The sequence below is a fragment of the Corynebacterium sp. LK2510 genome, from assembly GCF_040946405.1.
Classification (GTDB): Bacteria; Actinomycetota; Actinomycetes; order Mycobacteriales; family Mycobacteriaceae; genus Corynebacterium.
Map to the genome: position 1 here is coordinate 66,569 of NZ_JAYWLR010000008.1, position 21,126 is coordinate 87,694.

The 21,126-nt window shown below is 56.5% G+C and carries 14 protein-coding genes and 2 tRNA genes; 10 read left to right on the plus strand and 6 right to left on the minus strand.

Annotated features, from left to right (window positions below; translation table 11 throughout):
* Window positions 1–31 precede the first annotated feature (31 nt).
* Window positions 32–1,420 carry a formamidase gene (fmdA, locus tag VVR41_RS06150; RefSeq protein ID WP_368524025.1) on the minus strand — a complete coding sequence of 463 codons (1,389 nt, stop codon included), beginning with the start codon at window positions 1,418–1,420 and terminating at the stop codon, window positions 32–34.
* A 122-nt stretch (window positions 1,421–1,542) separates the two neighbouring features.
* On the opposite strand from fmdA, the gene VVR41_RS06155 reads away from it, so the two are divergent.
* Window positions 1,543–2,109, plus strand: a complete 567-nt coding sequence (locus VVR41_RS06155) for a DUF501 domain-containing protein (RefSeq protein ID WP_368524026.1) — start codon at window positions 1,543–1,545, stop codon at window positions 2,107–2,109.
* Window positions 2,106–3,047 (plus strand): exopolyphosphatase, encoded by a 942-nt coding sequence (locus VVR41_RS06160; protein WP_368524027.1) that lies wholly within the window; start codon window positions 2,106–2,108, stop codon window positions 3,045–3,047. Before VVR41_RS06155 ends, VVR41_RS06160 begins: the two co-directional genes overlap by 4 nt.
* Before the next feature lie 6 nt (window positions 3,048–3,053).
* On the opposite strand, the gene VVR41_RS06165 is transcribed toward VVR41_RS06160, so the two are convergent.
* A complete protein-coding gene (locus VVR41_RS06165) occupies window positions 3,054–3,299 on the minus strand; it encodes a hypothetical protein (RefSeq protein ID WP_368524028.1) in 246 nt (81 codons plus the stop codon).
* A gap of 120 nt (window positions 3,300–3,419) precedes the next feature.
* Between VVR41_RS06165 and wecB the strand changes: the two genes are divergently transcribed.
* On the plus strand, window positions 3,420–4,577 hold the full coding sequence (gene wecB / locus VVR41_RS06170) for a non-hydrolyzing UDP-N-acetylglucosamine 2-epimerase (protein WP_368524029.1): 1,158 nt from the start codon (window positions 3,420–3,422) through the stop codon (window positions 4,575–4,577).
* A 66-nt stretch (window positions 4,578–4,643) separates the two neighbouring features.
* Here wecB and VVR41_RS06175 read toward each other — a convergent pair.
* Window positions 4,644–4,716: transfer RNA gene (locus VVR41_RS06175), tRNA-Asn, on the minus strand.
* Between the two features lie 212 nt (window positions 4,717–4,928).
* Here VVR41_RS06175 and wecC point away from each other — a divergent pair.
* The 4 genes from wecC (at window position 4,929) to VVR41_RS06195 (ending at window position 11,974) form a co-directional block, all read left to right on the plus strand.
* Window positions 4,929–6,194 carry a UDP-N-acetyl-D-mannosamine dehydrogenase gene (gene wecC, locus VVR41_RS06180; protein WP_368524030.1) on the plus strand — a complete coding sequence of 422 codons (1,266 nt, stop codon included), beginning with the start codon at window positions 4,929–4,931 and terminating at the stop codon, window positions 6,192–6,194.
* Window positions 6,195–6,363: 169 nt separating this feature from the next.
* Window positions 6,364–7,677 (plus strand): glycosyltransferase family 4 protein, encoded by a 1,314-nt coding sequence (locus VVR41_RS06185; RefSeq protein ID WP_368524031.1) that lies wholly within the window; start codon window positions 6,364–6,366, stop codon window positions 7,675–7,677.
* 56 nt (window positions 7,678–7,733) lie between these two features.
* Entirely contained in the window at window positions 7,734–9,275 is a 1,542-nt protein-coding gene (locus VVR41_RS06190; RefSeq protein ID WP_368524040.1) for a glycosyltransferase, read from the plus strand.
* Window positions 9,276–9,349: 74 nt separating this feature from the next.
* On the plus strand, window positions 9,350–11,974 hold the full coding sequence (locus tag VVR41_RS06195) for a heparinase II/III family protein (RefSeq protein WP_368524032.1): 2,625 nt from the start codon (window positions 9,350–9,352) through the stop codon (window positions 11,972–11,974).
* A 49-nt stretch (window positions 11,975–12,023) separates the two neighbouring features.
* Here the strand turns inward: VVR41_RS06195 and VVR41_RS06200 are convergent, their stop codons facing one another.
* The 3 genes from VVR41_RS06200 to VVR41_RS06210 form a co-directional block, all read right to left on the minus strand.
* Window positions 12,024–13,397 (minus strand): hypothetical protein, encoded by a 1,374-nt coding sequence (locus VVR41_RS06200; RefSeq protein WP_368524033.1) that lies wholly within the window; start codon window positions 13,395–13,397, stop codon window positions 12,024–12,026.
* Between the two features lie 34 nt (window positions 13,398–13,431).
* Window positions 13,432–14,163 (minus strand): ABC transporter ATP-binding protein, encoded by a 732-nt coding sequence (locus VVR41_RS06205; protein ID WP_368524034.1) that lies wholly within the window; start codon window positions 14,161–14,163, stop codon window positions 13,432–13,434.
* A 112-nt stretch (window positions 14,164–14,275) separates the two neighbouring features.
* A complete protein-coding gene (locus VVR41_RS06210; protein ID WP_368524035.1) occupies window positions 14,276–15,166 on the minus strand; it encodes an ABC transporter permease in 891 nt (296 codons plus the stop codon).
* Between the two features lie 304 nt (window positions 15,167–15,470).
* Here VVR41_RS06210 and VVR41_RS06215 point away from each other — a divergent pair, with 304 nt between their 5' ends.
* The 3 genes from VVR41_RS06215 to VVR41_RS06225 form a co-directional block, all read left to right on the plus strand.
* The gene (locus VVR41_RS06215; protein WP_368524036.1) at window positions 15,471–20,012 is read left to right on the plus strand and encodes a glycosyltransferase; all 4,542 of its coding nucleotides are present in this window, start codon (window positions 15,471–15,473) and stop codon (window positions 20,010–20,012) included.
* A 125-nt stretch (window positions 20,013–20,137) separates the two neighbouring features.
* Window positions 20,138–20,211: transfer RNA gene (locus VVR41_RS06220), tRNA-Ile, on the plus strand.
* A gap of 494 nt (window positions 20,212–20,705) precedes the next feature.
* Window positions 20,706–21,126 (plus strand): hypothetical protein (locus tag VVR41_RS06225; RefSeq protein ID WP_368524037.1); only part of this gene is annotated, 421 nt, incomplete at its 3' end.

A 21,126-nucleotide genomic window follows, 5' to 3' on the forward strand; every position in this document is an offset into this window, starting at 1 on the left:
CCAGGTGGGGGCCGGTTTTCTTATGCGCCAACTAGTGGGTGTGCCACTCGTTGAAGGCGGTGCCGCGCAGCTGGGCGTCGGCACCGGCCAGTTTCTTCACAAGAGCGAGGCGCTCGTCGTCGCCCTTCGGGACGGCGGCGACGATGTCCTCCTCCGAGAGGTTCGCGGCGGAGGCGAACGGTGCCTGCTGGTTGTTTTCCAGCTGGTGCGGGGCGGAGGTTGACGGTTTAATGTCCAAGTCGAAGATCTCCGTGGGCAGGTACAGCGTGGCGCACGCGTTCGGGTAGTCCACCACGGCGGAGAAGTGAGCCTCGATCGGCGCGGCGCCCAGCAGTAGGAAGGCCTGCTCCTTGGTGTAGCCGAAGGCGGTGAGGTAGTCGATGCAGTGTTTGACGGCGTTCTGGTAGGCCAGGAAAGCGTCAAAGTGGCGCTGCTCGCCCTCGTTTGTGATGGACAGGCCGGTGAACGTGAGGTAGTTCGAGTACTTCGGGCCCTGGTCGCCAGGGATGAAGATAGGCGCGCCGCCTGATTTATAAGTGTTCATACCGTCCGGGATGATGTCCACGGCGAATTCGAGGTAGCCGCCCATCTCGATCGCACCGCAGAGGGTGATCTCGCCGTCACCTTGAGCGAAGTGCAGGTCACCGAAGCTGAAGTTGGCGCCCTCCACGAACACGGGGAAAAAGATGCGGCTGCCGGCGGTGAGGTTCTTGATGTCCATGTTGCCGCCGTGCTCGCGCGGCGGGACAGAGACAGCAGCCTCGTACTTTATGCGCTCGGCGACCTCGGGGTCGGTGGAGCCCAGAAGTGCGGACTTCGGCTGGGGCGGGACGGCCAGCGGTGGAACGCGGTGCGGATCGGTGGCGATGAGCGCGGCTTCACGCTTGTTCCAACGAGCAAGAAGCTCCGGGCTCGGGGCGGTGCCCATAACACCCGGGTGGATCATCGCATCGAAGGACACACCAGGGATGTGGCGGGAGGTGGCCTTGCCGTCCTTGAAGTCCCAGATGGCCTTGTACGCGTCCGGGAAGTACTCGTGGAGGAAGCCTCCGCCGTGCTTCGCGGCGAAGATGCCGGTGTAACCCCAACCTTCACCGGCTAGTTCGCCGGGGTTGTCGGATTCGCTTAAGGGGCCGGCGTCGAGGATTTCGACGACGAGGAGGTCGCCCGGCTTGGCGCCCTCGATGCGAAAGGGGCCGGAGAGCTGGTGGGGCTTGTCAAAGGGGACGTGGAGGATGTCATCTGCCGAGTCGTCGTTCTTGACAAAGCCGTCGAACCACTCGCGTGATTCAGCGCGGACGGTCTGACCGGGTTTGACGTTGATGATTGCAGGGATCTCTGGGTGCCAACGGTTGTGGCCCAGGACATCCTGCTGGTCGAAGGGACGGGTGGAATCGAGTGTGTAAGTGTGATCTGCCATGACATAAATTATATCAATTGACCAACAGGTATGACGTTGGTGAAAGTGTTATTCATTAGTCGGCTGTCAAGCACAACTACCAATGCTGCCTGCAGTCGGCGGCAGTGGGTACGATCGCCACCATGACCGTCAGCCAGCATGACCTCGACACCATCAAAGAGCAGCTCGGCCGCGCCCCGCGCGGCGTGCTCGACATCGCCTACCGCACCCCGGACGGCCAACCCGCCGTTGTCACCACGGCGCCCAAGCTTGATGACGCCACTCCCTTCCCAACCCTCTACTACCTCACGGATCCCCGCCTGACCGCGGAGGCCAGCCGTCTCGAGGTGGCGCAGGTGATGAAGTGGATGGAAGCGCGCCTTGGCACTGACTCCGAGCTCGCCGACGACTACCGCGCCGCCCACGAGCACTTCCTGGCAAAGCGCAACGCCATCGAAGATCTTGGCACGGATTTCTCCGCCGGCGGCATGCCCGACCGCGTGAAGTGTCTCCACGTGCTCATCGCCTACGGGCTTGCCGAGGGCCCGGACCACTTCCGCCTCGGCACCGAGGCCGTTGCACTGGCCGCTGACCACGGCAACCTGCGCGGCACCGCCATCCCGCAGGACTGGCCGACAAGCGAGGAACTCGGCATTGTCGAGGCTGTCAACCAGGCCGTGAAAGAGATGACGGGGGAGGAGCTGCTGTGACCGAAGCGGCGAGCCCCCTGCGCATCGCAGGAGTCGATTGCGGCACCAACTCCATCCGCCTCCTTATCGTCGAGGTCAACCCGGACGGAACCCTGACTGAGATCTGTCGACGCAACACCATCGTCAGGCTCGGCGAGGGCGTCGACGAGACCCGCGAGCTCAAGCCCGAGGCGATTGAGCGCACACGCGTCGCGCTCGCCGGCTACGTCGATGAGATGGAGCGCGAGGGCGTCACGCGCGTGCGCATGGTCGCCACCTCCGCGATGCGTGACGTGGTCAACCGCGACGAGTTCTTCGGCATGACGCGCGCCCTTCTTGGCCGCATCGAGCTGGGCAAGCATGCCGACATTATCAGCGGCGAGGAGGAGGCGAAGCTGTCGTTCACCGGCGCAACGGTCGATCTCGACCCCGCCCGTGGGCCCGTATGCGTCATCGACCTCGGCGGAGGCTCCACGGAGTTTGTCACCCCGAACGGCGCGGTATCGACGCAGATGGGTTGTGTGCGCCTCACGGAGCGCTTCTTGCACTCCGACCCTCCCACGGAGGCGGAGATCGCCGAGACGCGCGCCTACGTCCGCGACATCCTCAACGGTGTCGCACCGCTTCTCGACGACACCCGCACCGTTCTCGGCTGCGCCGGCACGTTCACCACCCTATCGGCACTGACCCAGAGGCTAGAGACCTACGACCCGGAGCGCATCCACATGGCGGAGCTCTCCTTCGAGGACATTGAGGCGACCACGGCAGCGCTGCGCGAGCAGACCTCCGATGAGCGCCGCGCCAACCCGGTTATCCACCCCGGGCGTGCTGACGTGATCGCCGCCGGCGCCGTCATCGTCGAGGAGATCATCGCGGTGGCTCGAGTGCGCGCAGGTGCCACCAGCATGGTGGTTAGCGAGAAAGACATCCTCGACGGGATTGTGGCGAGCCAGCTCTAGAGCGGCTTAGTCCTGATCCGGCTCGAGGATCTGGTCGGTATCCTTGCCGCGCTTGAGGTTCTTGATCTCACGCATGCGCGGCTCCGGGTCGAGCTTGTTAGCGATAGCCTTGCGGCCCGAGCGCACCACCTGCTGGGTAACGGGGGAGTTGGCTACGGCGCGGCTCGCGCTGACGATCTGGTGGTAGCGCTTCCTGCCTGCCTTGGTTCCGAACACGTACCCGGCGGCGGCGCCGACGACGAATTGAATCATGGGCGCCATGGTACCGAAGGGCACCAGCGCTGCAGGTTCCTGGCAGTGACCTGTAAAAATGGTGTCGATGCCGTAGCATCCAAGGGGTCTTACACGGCGAACAGGAAGCGCGAGGTAAAAATGCACGCCGCCAAACCGAAGATCATGACTGTGTACGGGACTCGCCCGGAAGCAATCAAGGTCGCACCAGTCATTACGGCACTGAAAGCAGACGACCGGTTTGAGCCCGTTGTCGTCTCCACCGGTCAACACCGTGAGATGCTCGAGCAGGTGAACCAGAGGTTCGGAATTGAACCGGATCACGACATGTCGTTGATGAAGCCGGGACAATCTCTCAACGAGCTCGTGTCTCGAGCCATCGCCGGCCTCGAGTTGATTATCGAGGAGGAGCGCCCCGACGTCATCATCTCGCAGGGGGACACAAGCACCGCGATGGCAGCGGCTCTGGCTGGCTTTCACCGGGGGGTCAAGATTGTTCACCTGGAAGCTGGCCTGCGTACAGGAAAAATTTTCTCGCCGTTCCCGGAGGAGGCGAACCGCAAGATCATTGGGCAGGTCGCTAGCCTCCACCTGGCGCCCACTGCAGAGTCCCGAGAAAACCTCGATCGGGAGAGCTTTCGCACGAAGGACATCGTAGTCACGGGCAATACCGTCATCGATGCACTGATTGCTGCCTCGCAATGGAAAGTCGAATTTGAGGATGAGCGTCTGCGAGCCCTGACGGGAACTGAACAGCGTCTCGTGCTCGTCACTACCCACCGCCGGGAGAATCTAGAAGCGATGAAGGAGATCGGTGGCGCGGTCCAGGATCTTGCCAAGGCTTATCCGGACCACGTCTTTGCGCTTCCGTTGCACTTGAACCCCAAAGTTCGTGACGCAGTTCTTCCTGAGGTCGAGCACCTGCCCAACGTGATAATTACTGACCCGTTGCCCTATGACCAGTTCACGGCCCTGTTGAGCCGAGCCTACTTGGTCCTCACAGATTCGGGCGGTGTCCAGGAGGAGGCGCCTTCCTTGGGTAAGCCGGTCTTGGTGATGCGAGACAACACCGAGCGCCCTGAGGCTGTAGTAGCCGGCACAGTGAAGCTCGTTGGTACCGATCGAGACCGCATCGTTGCTGAAGCCACTACGTTGCTGGACTCCGACGCTGCGTACAAAGCAATGGCTAACGCCGTCAATCCGTACGGGGATGGGAAGGCCGCAGCGCGATCAGTGGCAGCGATTGCGGAGCTCGTCGGCGTAGGGGAGAGGATTGCCGAGTTCTCTCCGGAGCTCTAGAACTGCTTGGTGTTGCCGCTCTCTGCGGCAACAAAAAACCCGAGGTATGTGCCTCGGGTTTGTCTGCTCCTCCAACTGGGCTCGAACCAGTGACCCTTCGATTAACAGTCGAATGCTCTGCCAACTGAGCTATGGAGGAATATTCATTTTGTTGCGGATGCTCTCTGCAACGAATTGAAACTTTAGCGAGTTAAGTGAAATCCGACAAATCGGCAGTTAGAAGGCTCTTTTTGCGGCATTTGTTAGAGCGTGATCGAACTTCCAGCTGCGTGATGTTCTGCTTGTAACAAACGAGTGGTGCGATTCGCTACATGTGTAGAGTTAGAAAAGTTCCTACTAGAAAGGTGTGACATGGCCAACGGGGTTGAAGGTTCAGCCGAGTTCGGAAGCGTTTGTGTGGTGGGCCTGGGGTACATCGGGCTCCCCACAGCCGCATTCATTGCCTCCAAGGGCATTAAGGTGACCGGTGTTGACGTCAATCCCCAGTTTGTGGACAGTATCAATCGAGGTGAGGTTCCGTTTGTCGAGCCGGGCTTTGACAGCTTGCTGAAGCGAGTCGTGGATGATGGTTTGCTGGTCGCCCAGTCAGAGCAGGTCCCCGCCGATGCTTACATCGTGTGTGTGCCCACCCCCTTTGCTGAGGGGTACAAAGTGGACACCAAATACATTGATTCGGCTGCCGATTCCTTGGCTCCCCACCTTCGCCCGGGTGCTCTCGTCGTCCTTGAATCAACTTCGCCTCCTGGAACGACACGTGGCATGGCGGAGCGCCTCATTGAAAAGCGCCCTGATCTCTCGCTCGACGAGTCGCAGGACAATGCGATCTTCGTTGCGCACTGCCCCGAGCGCGTTCTCCCCGGACGGATCATGGAGGAGATGGAAAACAATGACCGCGTCATCGGTGGTCTAACTCCGAAGGGTACCGAGCTAGCAGTGGCGTTGTACTCCACGTTCTGCACCGCAGAACTCCACGAGACAGATGCCACCACCGCTGAGATGGCAAAGCTGACCGAGAATGCCTTTCGCGATGTCAACATCGCTTTCGCAAATGAACTCTCGCTTATCTCTGACGAGTTGGGAATCAACGTTTGGGAGCTGATTGAGTTAGCTAATCACCACCCGCGTGTGAACATTCTCCAGCCTGGTCCCGGTGTGGGCGGCCACTGCATCGCGGTCGATCCGTGGTTTATCGTTTCGTCGGTACCTGAGCAGGCACGACTGGTCAGAATGGCCCGTGAGGTCAATGATGGGAAACCAGGATGGGTGCTTAACAAGGTAGAGGAGGCGACGGCGGGGATCGATAATCCTGTCGTCGCGGCACTTGGTATCGCTTTCAAGAACGACATTGATGACCTGAGGGAGTCACCTTCTCTCGACATTGCCCGTAGATTGGCTGAAACTCACCCAAGCGCTGACGTCCGAGTGGTAGAACCGAACGTCACGGAGTTGCCGGAAGTTCTCGCACAACTACCGAATGTGGGCAAGTATGAGTTGGAGGATGCAGTCCGGGAGGCAGATATTATTCTGCTGCTTGTGAATCACAAGGAGTTTATTGAATTCGATCGAGCAAAGCTTGGCTCGCAGACTGTGATCGATACAAAAGGTATCTGGGGCTAGGTTCAGGGGAAGAATGTGCGGGCAGGCTTTCTGGTTGAGAAAGTGAAGTGGCTGTTGGAGGAAGTGACTGCAAGCCCCGAGTAGCGTCCATCTCGAACGGTGGCCCCTCCTCCCCGTAGTGGTATCTTAAGAAGCAAAGACTAGGGTGCGAGTCAGGAAAGTTGGTAATGTGGAAATACTCCTCATTTCGCAGTACTGGCTCCCTGAGAATGGTGTTCCCCAGCGTCGGGGAGCTTGGCTGACATCAACGTTTTCTGCGTCTGGTTGCTCAGTGAGGGTTGTCGCACCACCCGCCCATTACGACAGGACTCTCACCATCAGACGGTGGTTTCATCTAAGGGGATGGCGATCGTCGTCCCGTACTGAGACTGGATTTTCTGGTGAGAGGATTTATCGAAGCGGCTTCTTTCCCGCAAACAATTCACTCACGTCTCGAGCACTAAACCAAGCTTTCGTAGCTCTATGCCAAATTGCATTTATTCGGGGGAAGAAGTCGTTTCCTCCGGACTATCAACCCGACGTCATAGTGGGAACTGTCCCGGCGCTTCCAACCGCAGCTGTGGCATGGGTGGCGGCGCGTCATTTCGGGGTACCGTACGTCATCGATCTACGAGATGCATGGCCTGATTTGTTGCAGCATGCCCGAAAATGGAATCACGGAATAGGAGATGCGTCTCTCAGGGAGCGAGTTCTCTCAATGGGGCCTCTTCAAGTGATGTCAAAGATCACCAGCTGGGTACTTAACAGTACGTTGGTGCATGCAGCCGCGGTTGTCACGACCTCATCTGAACTAGCTGAGAGCTTAAGGGGTCGATTTAGGGAGAACGGTAGAGACCGCGAGGTACCGGTCTTCACGATTCGCAATGTTTTTCCGGTGGCTACGCCCTTTCGCAGAGTCGCGGTTCCCGATCGAGAGGATGGAACGTTTCGAGTTCTCTACGCAGGGACAATCGGTAGAGCGCAAGACCTCGGAAATGCCGTTGAGGCCGTTCGAATTTGTGTGCGTCGCGGCATGCCAATTCGGCTCCGCTTGGTTGGCAACGGTGCCGCCAAAAGGGAGCTCCGTGCCGCTTCTCAGGACTTGCGAGAATTCATTGAATTCCACTCGCGGCGTCATGCGGATGTGCTTGATGACGATTACCAGTGGGCTGATACCGCCCTCGTTCACCTTGCAGACTGGGAGCCGTTGACGCGTACCGTCCCTTCCAAGCTCTACGAGTTGGCTGAGGTTGGCGTTCACATTTCAGGTGTAGTTCAAGGGGAAGCCGCAGATTTGATAACCTCCCTGGAGGCGGGCAGCGTGGTCCAACCCGGTGAGCCAGAACAACTGGCTGACCTCTGGTGCTCCCTAGCCTCAGACCGCAGTCAGCTCAACGTAGGAGGCCGAGCGGGTATGTGGGTTTTGGGCCAACGTGAACGAGTCACACCTGAAACACTCAGAAGGATTCTGAAAGCATGCAGGGTCGATCACACCACGGGCTAGAGAAACTTAGTTTTCGTTTGATGTCACTCGAACAAGCTTCGAGGGCCCTAGTTGCGATGACTTTGTCAAACCCAAAGGCAACTTCGCGTCGCGTTCGAGAATTCCTCCGGCAATCGTATGCCGGGGAGGTGCTTCGGCGTTATGGCCTGGAGAAGCTTTTGATAGATCATCCCACCGGGCAGAAGAGCCAGATTCAACAACTAGTGGATGAGGGGAAACTCTACGAACTCCTCGGCGCAAAGTCTCCTTACACTTTTCGACCCCGTACATGGAGTGATCGAGCTGCTTTGCGGCGAGCGGAGGAGCGCATCTCGGCTCTCACCCAGCACATTCCACCTGCAGTGAATCCTGGGTCCACTTCTCCGGCTGAACCTGCCGTAAGAGTATTATTCTTCCTAACCAATAGTCTTCCGTATACCCAATCCGGCTACACATTCCGTTCGCATTCCTTGCTGTCGGCTCTCAATGACCGCGGTTTGGTTGCTTCCGCAATTACGCGGTACGGGTATCCATTGGTTGTGGGGAAGATGCCAGGAACACGGTATGAGTCGTTCTCGGGAGTGACCTACATACGCCAAATTGAGTGGCAGTATCCCCGTAGCCTAGAGCAACGGAGAAATGCATCGATCAAGATGCTGATCGAAGCAGCGGTGGCGAGCAACGCTCAGGTCCTTCACACAACAACCGATTACAACAATGCTCTGGTGGTGTCCGCCGCAGCTCGTGCCCTAGGCATCCCGTGGATTTATGAGGTAAGGGGGGAGCTGGAAAACACGTGGCTGTCACGTCACGCCCCAGAAGATCAGGAGAAGCTGAAAGAATCTGATTTCTACAGGCTGGCTCGTGCTCAGGAAACAGCAGCAATGTTGGGCGCTGACGCTGTCATCACTCTCAGCCGAGTCTCACAAAGGAACCTTGAGGCTCGCGGTGTATCTGCGGAGAAAATCACCGTGGTTCCCAACGCGGTAGAGGATCATTTTGTCGGGATGGAAACCGACCCAAACTTGTTGAGGCGAGAGTTGGGATTGTTTAGACCTGCTGCTCAGGGTGGCCCTTCTATTGTCGTCGGAACCGTCAGCTCGATTGTTGGCTATGAGGGACTAGACCTTTTAATAAAGGCTGCCGCATCGTTGCCGCACATTGGGGTACTTTTGGTCGGCGAGGGGGATCACAAACCTGTTCTCGAGAAGATGGTGAAGAACTTGGGCATCGGAGACCGTGTGATTTTCACCGGTCGCAAGCCCAATGAGCGGATCTGGGAATGGTATGGCTGCTTGGACGCATTCGTTGTTCCAAGGCACAATACTGAAGTCTGTCGCACCGTCACGCCAATCAAACCGCTCATGGCGATGGCATTGGGAATCCCTGTTATCGCTAGTGATCTTCCCGCATTGAGGGAGATCACCGGTAATGTGGCACGCTATTTCGAACCTGAAAATGTGGAGGCATTAGAAGCGGTACTGCGGGAAGTAACTCCGCGACGAAAACCCAATAGTGAGGCTGTCTCATGGGCAGAGATGCACACATGGCAGAGTAATGCTGACCGGTTGGTCGCAATGTACAGCCGACTGGTTTCTCAACACAGCCGCGAACAGTAGGAATTCGTGGCATTCTGAAAAGAATGGTGTCAGAGCCAACGAGAGAACTTCCCGCAGCGCGAAAGGTTATGTGCATGAGCTACGACGCTCCTCCAGAGATTCAGAGCTTCTTGCCTCAGCTCAATCCTGAGCGTTCTGCAGAGTCGGTTCGTACTTTTCTCGGCAGTAACCGCATCTCCTTGGATGTGGGAGTCTTCGAAGACTTTGACGCGAAATCGTTCTTCTCGGTCGAACGCGATCGGTCATCCGGCCGCAAAGCCCACGCTTGGTTCTTTCTGAGAGAGTGGACATGTGCCCGTGACCACCTTGAACTGGATCAGATCCGGGGAATTCTTGAATCGTTCTCGGTTATCTACCCTTATTGGCGAGAAGCATCTGCTCACCCGGGTTCAATGGCGTTCCATGACGAAACGACGGCACAACGACTTATCAACGCAACATATTTTTTCCGGGTGTACGAGGAAGTCATGGCGCCTTCACTTCGCGGTCTCCTGGAGCGCCGGATCGCGGAGGACATCTCCTTTCTTGAAAGCGATCAGTTCCACGCGGGGTTGAACAACCACGGAATGTTTCAGGACATTGCGCTGTTGGTGGCGTTTAGCTTAGGGTTTGCGTCAGCTGATGCCGAAAGCAAGGCAGTCGGGCGTTTGGTCAAGTATTTCGACATGTGTTTTACACCCGATGGAATTCACGTGGAGAATAACCCCACGTACCACGTCATGGTGTCGAGGTACCTCAGTCAGACCGCGAAGTACTTGCGTGCCACCAACCGCTCAGAGCATCTGAGGCACGTCACACAGGTCCTATCCAAAGCGGACACTTTTGCTGCGTTCTGCACGCTCCCAAATGGGGAATTCCCCCCAGTGTCGGACACGAGAGTTTCGCTGAATAAAGCGGGGACAGCGCGACGAGTGTTTGGAGAAGGGGCGTTCCTTGGCGCGGTGACCCGAGGGAAAGCCGGGAAGCTTCCGGCGCGGACCGAGTTCATCGCAGCGGAGAGCGGCTACGCCGTTTTTCGCAGCGGTTGGAGCAGTACGGACCGGGTGGCGTTCTTCAGCGCGGCTTATAACAATGATTTCCACAAACACTCAGACGAGCTGAGTCTCTACATATTTGACCACGGTCGCGCGATCTTCGCGGAAGCAGGGCCAAATGGTTACCAGTACAACGACCCGTTGACTGCATATGCGTTCTCAAGTTTCGCCCACAATACACTGCTGGTGGATGGAAACGGCTTGCCCCGGATCGACCGAAAAGCACATCTCACGACTATGACAAGTGTCGGTGAGCAGAAAGTGGAGGGACGTACTCGTCGGTTTGACGGTGTCGACTGGAAGCGTACGGTTGACGCTTCGAAGTGGGCCGAATGTGGGCATATTTCAATCCATGATTCGGTGAACTCTTCGGAGAATCATACCTATACCTTCCTCTGGCACCTCGGCCCAGAAGTCGTTCCCATCGTTCGCGGCAATTTCATTGAAGTCTTCGCCGAAGACAGGCGCACGAAGATTGCCGAGCTTTCTGTAGGCGGTTCCGCGATCGCGGGTGTTCGCCATGTGCGCGGCCAAATGAAACCAAATGTTCAGGGTTTCGCGTTCCCCGCCATGGGTAAGGCCGTGGAGGCTTCGGCAATTGAGATCGATGTGAAGGGATCTTCAGCGAACCTTGTCTGGGAATTACGCACCAAGGGCTTTCTTATGCGAGAACGGGGAATAACACCCGCTTCCAGCAAGTGGAAAACTTTTGCCGGGGAAAAGGTCGTTCGCTATTTAGTGGACTGGGACGACCAGTCGACTCCCCCGGAGCGTCTTTTGGTGGTCTTCTCCGCTGTCACCGCAAAGTACGATTTCACGTACAATTATCGCGCTTCGCTGTTAAATTTCCCAGGAGCAGTCGCCTATATCATCGACGACTTCGGGGATCAAGGTTCTTACTATGCGGCGAACGGTCGAAATTTCGCTGAATTCCGAAGCGTACAAGGTGCCCTCAATCATATCGTTTCCAATTTGGGGCTATCGATGGACCGAGTTATGACACTAGGGTCGTCCAAAGGGGGATCTGGAGCAATACTTCACGGCGTCGCTGCAGGGGTGAGCCATGTCTTTGCTGGCGCCCCGCAATACAAGATTGGATCGTTTACATCGAAGCCACACCCGAGCATTCTGCGCTACCTTGCAGGCGGGACTAGTGAAGCGGATGTGGCATGGGCAGACGGAATCATGCGAAGCGTTCTAGAATCGGGAGAGCGCAGCACGCCCATATCCATCGTCGTTGGTAAGCGAGATGGTCATTTTCGCCATCACGTAATCCCGTTAGTGGACGAGGCAGAAGCGCTTGGTTACCCGATTCGATTGCTCGGTTTGCCTGGCACTACCCATGCCGAATTGGGGGGTGTATTCCGACGGTTCGTGGATTCGATTGGTGCATCACTCACAGAGGGAACCGCTGTGCTCCCGCACGCCTGTGCAGTTAGCCCCGCCGACAAACTCTTTGGAGTTGCAGTTGATGCACCCCGCGAATCGGATATATTCGGGCGGTTATTCCGAAATGGGGAAGCGCACGGTCCCCTGCAAAGAGCCAAGGACGGGATTTTGGAATGGAAACTCGAAGAATCTGGGCTTTATAGAGCCCGCGTTTACGTCGATCAGCATGACGGGCAGGGCCGTAGAGCGTTTGGAACGCCAGCGCAGAGGTTTTGACACCAGAGAATACTCCGAGAGGCGCTCGATTGATGTCAGGTAATGCACCTCATTGGCGCCGCTCCATCGACACCGAGTTGGTGTCCGAGGCTCCATGGTTGTTCGCCCAAAACATAGGCCTGTCTAGGCAAATACACGACAGACTCTCGGTGAGCGCGGACTGTGAAGGCAGACCAGCCCGGAGACGGCTGATAACGGATTGGCCCCGTGACACCGCTGGGGAGCTGTTGTCGGCTATGCCATATGCGACAAATTGAGCGTCGATATGAGCGCGGATCTTGTCAATCGCGACAAAATCCAGTACTTTTTCGGCACCCGAACGGCTTACGAGGTATGCGTCCAAGCCGATTCCGTTGAGTCGCTCATCCCTGATTCCTAAAATCTCCCACGGGGAAGTGAATCCTTGGGTGGCAAGCTGGGGACTCCCGTACTGTCGGGACACTCTCTCGTTGAGAAAGACGAAATCGGCGTCAAGTCGCTCCAGAGTTTCCTGGAAGGCAGACCAGTGCATGAACGGCGCGGCGTCATCTTCGAGAACCAGCAAGTGCTCGTCCTTTTTGGACAGGAAGTCTTCGAGAACTCTAATGTGGCTGAGCGCGGTTGCAATAGCGCCCGCGCCATGAATAGATGTGACGTCGGAATCACTACCTAACTCACGCAGCGCGTAGAAAGGTAAGTCCCGACCATCGGTGGCTTTGAATCTGTGCGGAGAGTAGCCACCCAGCCCCAAACTGCGACGTGCGATATCCCATTTTCTGTCATCACGATGCAGGCTGATTACCTCAGTTCGGATCGGGCATGAAACCTCATCCTCCCCCGACTCGAAGCTTTCGAGCCTATCGACCAACGCATTCCGTACTGGTGAATCAAGTGGGATCTGCTGGATCCATCGTCGTGCTTCGCCGAGGACAAGGTTGTCGACGGCCAATCGACTCCACTGTTCCACTAACCAAGGTGTGGTTTCGAGGATGTGTCTAGCGCGACGCGACTGTACCGCAAGTTGATCAAACTCCCCCAATGCTGCCAGGGACTGGCCCAGCAAGAGGAGAGTGTATGAGTCAGGGGCCGGGACATTTGTCAGGTTTTCGAAGTAGGAGAGGGCGCGGTCGTATTGAGCTTCGCGCCGGCAGGCTGCTAGTGCGTGCAGAGTAAGGTCACGAGCCGGCACTCCAGCAGAAATTTTGTCTTTGACAAAGCTCAGAACCGCCTCGAGTCCCCAAACGCGGTGGATGTACCGGACGGCAAGAGGAATCAGCTGCCTGCGGATAGCAGGCTTGACATGCTCGAGTCTGATGGCCGCCTGCAAAATCGCGTCCGCAAGGGTGTTGAATTCGGGGTTCTCCGACAAATTTCCTGGTGACGAAAGCAATCGTGTAGCTCGCCGGATTTCGGCGGGATCCGAAATGATTCTGTCAATGTTCACTACGTATTCCTTATCCCAGCCTTGCATTTGATTACTAATGAGGTATCCGCTGATGGCGGCCGCGATTATCTTTGCGTTGACGTCCGTCGGAGAATATCAAATTCGGTTGACGGAACTCCTGCTGAATCCTCCTCAAGACCTTGTTGGCGGTGACGCGATCCCGCGCTGCAATGGCTTTGCTCCATCGGGAGTACTGAGCGCAGACGAAATCAGATGGGCCATCGACCACCAACTCGCCTTCATTGAGCCACAGCGCTCGAGAGCATGTGTCCGTGATTGCTGCTGGTGCGTGCGACACGACGAACACTGTTGAGGCTCCTTCGAGGAACTTCGCCATCCTTTCTTGGGCCCGTGCCGTAAAAGTTGTATCGCCTGTCGCCAGTGCTTCGTCCACCAGCAATATCTCGGGGCGTACTGCGGTCGCAATGGAGAATTTCAGACGGGCGCCCATCCCTGAAGAGTACGTTCGCAAAGGTCTATCCACAGCTTCTCCGATGTCTGCCCAATCCGCGACAGATTGCTCAATCTCTGCGACTTTTTCGGGAGGTAACCCGCTTGCCAAGAGCCCTAACCGAATATTTTCCATACCGGTGAGATGCTGCTGCAAGGCAGCACTCACGCTCAGCAACGATGGGCGGGCAGACACCAGAATGTCTCCTGAGGAGGGATTTTCGTGCCCGGCGATCATGTTGAGCAGAGTGGACTTGCCGGATCCATTCTTGCCGATGATTCCGACAGCTTCTCCTTTTTCAGCAATGAAGCTCAACGGTTTTACTGCTTGAACTGAAGTCCCTTTTCTTCTAATCCCGGCACCGACTTCGCTTCCGTCTCTCCGGGTCACAAAGGTCTTGGACACCCCCCGGACCACGACGGCTGGATTACTTGACACCTGCATAACGATGCTCTTCTCCCCAGAAATAAATAAGTCCCACGAGAAAAGTTGCCAACGGCCATATCACAACTGATGACAGTGTCAACATCGACGGGAAATCACCATCCAACACCAGTGTACGAACGCAATTTAGAAACTGGTAGAACGGATTGAATTTTAGGATTGATGCCAGCGCCTCATCGTGAACGAAATGCTCAATTGGCCAAAACACCCCCGAGGTGAAGAACAAGATTCGAGTTACAACCTGGATGAGGGAGCGAAAGTCCGGAATGAACGCGGTAATTCGCGCGACAATGAGAATGATTCCCACGATGAACAGATGAAGTAACAAATAAACAGGCAGGACGAGAAGTACAGTCCAGCTCGGTGGTTTTCCATGCTGCGAGAGCAATGCGAAGACCACAGCCAGGATGGCAGCGGGCGCGTTGTCGTAGAAGAGACGTAATCCGGTCGAGATTGGGACTGCGGCCTTGGGAAAGTTAAAAGAATTGAGCAGCCCTCGATTGCGTTGTATCACTAGGGCGCCTGCGTTTAAACCTGCACTCACAAATCCGAAAAAGGTGACACCGATTATGAGAAAGCCGATAAAATTGTCGACTCCACGGTTGGTTTTCAAGATTAGTCCAAAAATGAAAGCATACAGACCAACCTGAATGGCGGGGTTGAGAAATACCCATGCGTATCCCAGCAGCATACCACGGCCCTCGGACATCGATCGGGCCTTGGCGTCGCGGGCTATGAAAAAACGGGTTTTCCAGAGACTAGTGACGTACGCGGGCAAGTTTTCGCGCGCACGAAGCGGTTCCAAGCCCGCAATATTAACCATGACTGCAGGAGCCGCGGAACGCCGGTTTTCTTGGGGGGAATCGTTCGTCACGCTCGATGTATCCAACCTTGCTCCTCGTTCAAACTGTTTCTCTCATAGTAGACGGTCATCCACAGAGCGGAAGACAGCGAGTGCACCGAAAGTCGTCCTACAACCGACCGGAAACATCCCCCATTCCGTGATGTGCAGCGATGCCTCTTGCCGTCCCTCCGGGTCGGTTGAGGGAGGCAGGCCCGCACTGCTTCAAGCGCCAAAAAGTAGGGGGAGACTAGCATGTAGGTCACTGATATCTCAGAGCCCCGTGCGGGATCCGTCCTGGCAGCACTGTTAGCCGAACCGTAGTAAGGATCAGAATTTGTTCCCTGAAGAGCACCGAAGCGTCGAAGATCTGCGAATGCTGCAGATCGCCGAGGCGATCTCGAACCCGGATGGTCCGTATGCCACGTTGACAAGCTTGAATGGGAAAGATCAACTTCAGGAGCTAGCTCGGCTGGAAGTTGAACGCCAGAAGATGCGACGAGATTTGGACCGGGCGCAGCAGAAAGTGAAAGACCTGGAAAGGAAGGTTGCCACGCTTCAGTCTGAAGCTAAGCAAGCATCTCTACTCGTGAAAAACCTTCGGCAGTCTAAGTCGATGAAAATTGGTCGGGCTCTAACTTCTCCGGTTCGCAGTGGCCGGAATGCCGCGCGGGATCCCAAGGGAGAGGCAAAGAAGAGCCTAGAAACGTTCAAACGTGCTGGCAAGAGGCTGCGTGCTATTATGCGGCGAATTGATAATTGGTTGCGACGACTCTCCTCCCGAATCACTCTTGGAAACGGTATCGCTATTACCCGGGAATCGCACGTGGTTGCACCGCCGCGGGGTTCGGCCGATCCCTCTATGGCTCCTGAGAAGCTACGAACCCCTGAGAGCTTTGAGCGGCTACTCAATCAAATGTGGTACACCGAGGGCAGAATCGAGGCGTCGGCCAAGCTGGTAAAGGACAATCCCGAGCTTGCGGAGAGAAGTTCCGAGAAGGCCCAGATCCTATCCCGACAAATTCTAGGCGTTTCTCGTATGGACTATTCGGTTCTCGTTCCGCCTCGCAGCTTCGGGGCCGCGTACGTTCCAGAACCGAGCCGCGTCCTTTATTTCGTTCATCAGACGCCCGTTTTCAACTCGAATGGGTACTCTACACGCACCCGGGGGGTGGCCAAGGGGCTCCGAAGCCAGGGGGTAGATGTCGTTGTAGTTGCACGGTCGGGTTACCCGTGGGATTCGAGTACAGACGTTTCTAAGCCGAGGCCGATTCGATATGTCAAGGAGCTTGACTCGATACCGTACGTCCATCTCACCGGCGGCAATCTGAATCGAGATCCGATCGACCAGTATGTTCTCCAGTGTGCAGATGCGTTCGTTCGGGAAGCTCGGATGCAGCGGCCAACGGTAATTCACGCCGCGTCGAACTTCCGCACTGCTCTTCCTGCACTGATCGCAGCTCGGAGGGTAGGGGTTCCTTTCGTCTATGAGGTGCGCGGTTTGTGGGAGCTCACCGAAGCGACTTCGAAACCGGGATTCGAAAAAAGTGAGCGATTCGCGCTCATGAGGGAGCTGGAAACGTTCGTCGCCTCGGAGGCTGATCGGGTTCTAGCGATCACGCAACAGGTGAAGGAGGAATTGGTTGCGCGTGGCGTGGATGCTGGGAAAATCGCAGTGGTTCCGAACGCGGTTGATCCTGACGTCTTTCTCCCGTTGCCTCGCGATGCTTCCTACGCAGCGTCAAAGCACCTTGCCTCCGATGTCCCCGTCATCGGATTTGCTGGGTCGATGGTCGACTATGAGGGTTTGGATCTTCTCCTCGAGGCGGCAGCGATCCTTCGGGATCGAGGGGTGCCGAACCAGATAGTCCTCGCCGGCTCGGGTACTGCGGAGGCAGGACTGAAGAGATTGTCAGTGGAACTCGGACTCGAGGATACAGTCCATTTTCTAGGGCGACTGCCCCAGAACGAAATGCCCCGGCTGCAGTCCACGTTCGACATCGTCTGCTGTCCACGTCGCTCTACACTCGTTACTGATCTAGTCAGCCCGCTGAAACCGCTTGAGGCTTTTGCAGCCTCAAAGGCGACGGTTCTTTCTGATGTTGCCCCAAACCTGGATCAGGCGGGTGACTACGAATCCCGTGCTATCACGTTCCGTGCAGGGGATGCGGAGGACTTAGCTGAAGTTCTTGAACGCGTCATTGGGGACGCCGAGTTGCGGGCGGACTTGGGGCGCACTGCTCGCCTGTGGACGGTGAAGGAACGCTCGTGGGCCACTATCGGCAGCATTGTTAGGGAAGCGTACGGGAGTGCTCGGGAAAACTTCGACGGTGAGCTGTGTCAGGCGGGTTTGTCCCGGCGGACGCAAGACCTTCGGGTCGGCGTCATTGCGGATGAGTTCACACGGGCATCGTTAGAGTCTTCGTTCAATGTTGAGTACCTGGACCGCAACCGGTGGCACGAACAGCTCGTCGCAGAGCGCCAGCTCGATCTCATCATCGTTGAATCGGCGTGGGAGGGCAACAATGGCCAGTGGCATCGCGGTGTCGGGCACTACTCGGAAGAGGAAAGTGCGGATCTGCGAGGCGTGCTTGAAGTGGCACGTGAGCTTGGCATTCCAACGCTGTTTTGGAACAAGGAAGATCCGGTTCACTTCGAACGCTTTGCCCCCAACGCTGCGCTGTTTGAACACGTCTTTACTACCGACGCAAACATGATTCCGCGGTACCACCAGACGCCGGGGCAGCGAAACCAGACAGTTTCGGCGCTTCCGTTCTACGCCCAACCAGAGATTCACAATCCGCTCCCGACCGAACGGCCGTTTCATCAAACCGTCGCGTACGCGGGCTCGTACTACGGTGACAGGTATAAGGAACGGTCGCAGGGGCTCGAGAAGCTGCTTTCTGCAGCCAAACAGCACACGCTGGAGATCTACGATCGGCAAGCGTCGAATCCGGAGTCGCCGTACAAGTTCCCGAAGGAGTATCAGACGTACGTTCAGGGAGCGCTGCCGTACTCGGAGGTAATCAATTCATACCGCACCCATCTCGCACACCTCAACGTCAATTCGGTGATGAATTCTCCTACGATGTTTTCCCGACGTGTCGTCGAAATTCCTGCATGCGGTGGCCTCGTTCTTAGCGCCTATGGCCGCGGCGTTGCAGAAACCCTCGGGTCCAACATTGCGCAGTCTAACCTCGAGGAAGATTATCGGGCGTGGTTGTATGACTGGTCGACCAACCCACGGGGCCGACTCAATGAAATTTGGCGGCAAATGCGGACTATCTACCGCTCGCACACCACTCATTCCGCATTGGCAGTGATGACCAGGACCGCCGGGATTTCCGTGAGGGGTGTTGAGCTGGTGCGCTATGTGGCGCGATTATCCGACTCCCGTCTTTCTAGCGAGGAGCGTAGGGCCGTTATACAGGCTATTCCAGCTCAGTCGGTGCGGCCTCTCGCAGTGATGCGTGATGGGCTCCACGCGGAAGAGGTGCACTGGCTGGAAGATCACGGTATATGCGTGATCGACTCACTTTCTGAAATGCCGGTAGATGTGGACAATTGGCGCGTTTTTGAAGTGATAATTGGGCCGAGGGCGGGTCGAACGTGGGCAGAAGATGTCCTCCTGCCAACAAGATTCGGAGACTTCTCTGAAATCGCCGTCCGTCACTTCGACGACTTCGAGATCGATTGCCCTGTGGTAGAGATCACCCGTGGGGATGAGGCGGCAGACACAAGGCACGGCGGGATAGTCGCCCACGTTGTCGACCTGACTGGTGAGCGGAGTTCGAGCAGTGTAGTGGCAGTTACCCTGCCTTCGGATTCCTACCTCCCAGCGGGTGATGGCTTGTCGCAGGTCGGAACATCGCTGTCCGAAGATGAGGGCCTGGCCGGCAAGACGGTTGTATTGGCTGGCCACGACCTGAAATTCGCACAAGGCATCATCGGAGCACTAGAAGCTGCTGGTGCTCAGGTGCATCTGGATGTGTGGGAAAGCCACACCAAACACGACGATGAACGCTCACTGGAACTACTGAACAAGGCCGATATCGTCTTCTGTGAGTGGGGGCTGGGAAATGCTGTTTGGTATTCGCAGCGAGTACGCAGTGATCAGACCCTCGTCGTGCGAGTCCATTCCCAGGAACTGTTCCGCCCGTTTCTAGAGCAGATTGCTACAGCCTCGGTCGACACTTTTATATTTGTCGGTGAACTAATCAGGACGGCAGCAGTGGAGAGTCACGGAATTCCCCGCAGCAAGACAGTTGTCATACCCAACCCTGTAGATGTGGACGGTCTCACCCACTCAAAGCCACCGTCAGCACAGAAAACCATCGGCATGGTCGGCATCGTTCCCCGTTCTAAGCGACTTGATCGTGCTCTTGACGTCATTGAAATGGTGTTGGAGCAGGATCCTGAGTTCAAACTGCGGATAAAAGGAAAAACACCGGACGACTATCCGTGGATGAAGAACCGGCCCGAGGAAATGGAGTACTACGCGGAGCAGTACCGGAGGATTGACGAAATCAATGCTTTGTTCCCTGGGGCTGTTCAGTTTGATGAGTTCGGGCCCGACATGGCTTCCTGGTACAAAAACGTCGGGGTTGTGCTTTCTGTCAGTGATTTTGAGTCTTTCCATCTGACTATTGCCGATGGGGCAGCGTCGGGGGCTATTCCGGCCGTTTTGAATTGGCCGGGTGCGGATCGGATTTATCCTGCACATTGGTTGTCTGGCAGCACTAAAGAGCTTGCGAAGAGGATCCTGGACCAAGTGGAAGGCATCAACGAAAGCGAGGATTATTCCGCTGCGATTGCGCAGATGGCGGCACCAGTCGTAATGCGCCGAATTCTCGACGTGGTGCGAGGACACTCGCAGTAGGTCCAGTTCTAGCCTGCAGGTTCCGGGCGTCTTTGCCGGCCCTTCCTTCCAGGCCAAGTTGGTCTGCGGATACCGGAACTCTATTCTGTAGGAACAGTGATTTCATAAAGGTGATTCATTGTGCGGGGGCTATAGCTCAGTCGGTTAGAGCCGCGGACTCATAATCCGCTGGTCCCGGGTTCGAGCCCCGGTGGCCCCACCCATATTCTCCCCGTCGATCTCGTTTTGACCGATCCCTGTTAGTAATGGGCCTACAGGTCATTGTGTGTCTCGCCGCTACCTTGGCAATCCCTCTTTGGGGTAAGGCGGGGAAGCGTCGATAAGCATTGTCGCCATCGGCTTGCTCTCGTCCGAGTGCGCCGTAGAGTTTGGTAATTCGCTCTGATCGAGTCCTGGGATGCTTTAGGCCAACGCGCGTTTACCTCGATTTCGCCCACGTTTAGGCCGGTTATCGCCAGATTGGAGATCCTTAGTTTTCCGCTCGATCTGAGGGTTTTTCAACTGACGCAGTTCATGTTCCACTCGCCATAAAGCCAAGCAACTAGGTGGGGAAGCCATCCTGAGTAGATGGGAATTACTTCCAAAAGGGGATCTGATGAAACTCATAAGGATCTCTATTGTGTGATGCTCTCTGACCCTGTTGAATAGTTAGGAGGATATAACTGTTTTTGTGGCACGTTCAAGGAAATCTTTGTGAAGAAAAACTGGATTCGCCCGCTCGTCGCAGCTATTGCGGCAGCGATTGCGGCGAGTGGCGCCGTTGCAATGCCGGGATCGGCTCAGAACGACGGCATGCTGGCAACGAGCGGGAACATCATCGGCGAGTACGGTGGTGCTAACTGTAGTGGCGGACAAACTTGTGTTGAGAAAGTAGGCGAGGAGGCGGAGGTTTCCTGGCAGGTCCAGGGATCTGCGCTTGTGCATTCCTCGGACCATATCCAGACGTCCGAAGGTTTTGCCATCTACGTGCCCGACATCGTTCGCGATGTCACCATTGAGCTGACCCACTACCCGCAGGTGGAGCAGAATAACCCGTTGTACTACACGGCGACGAAGCAGGCTGATGTGCCGATCAATCTGCCCATTGTTGAAGACAACGGTACTGGCGCGGAGT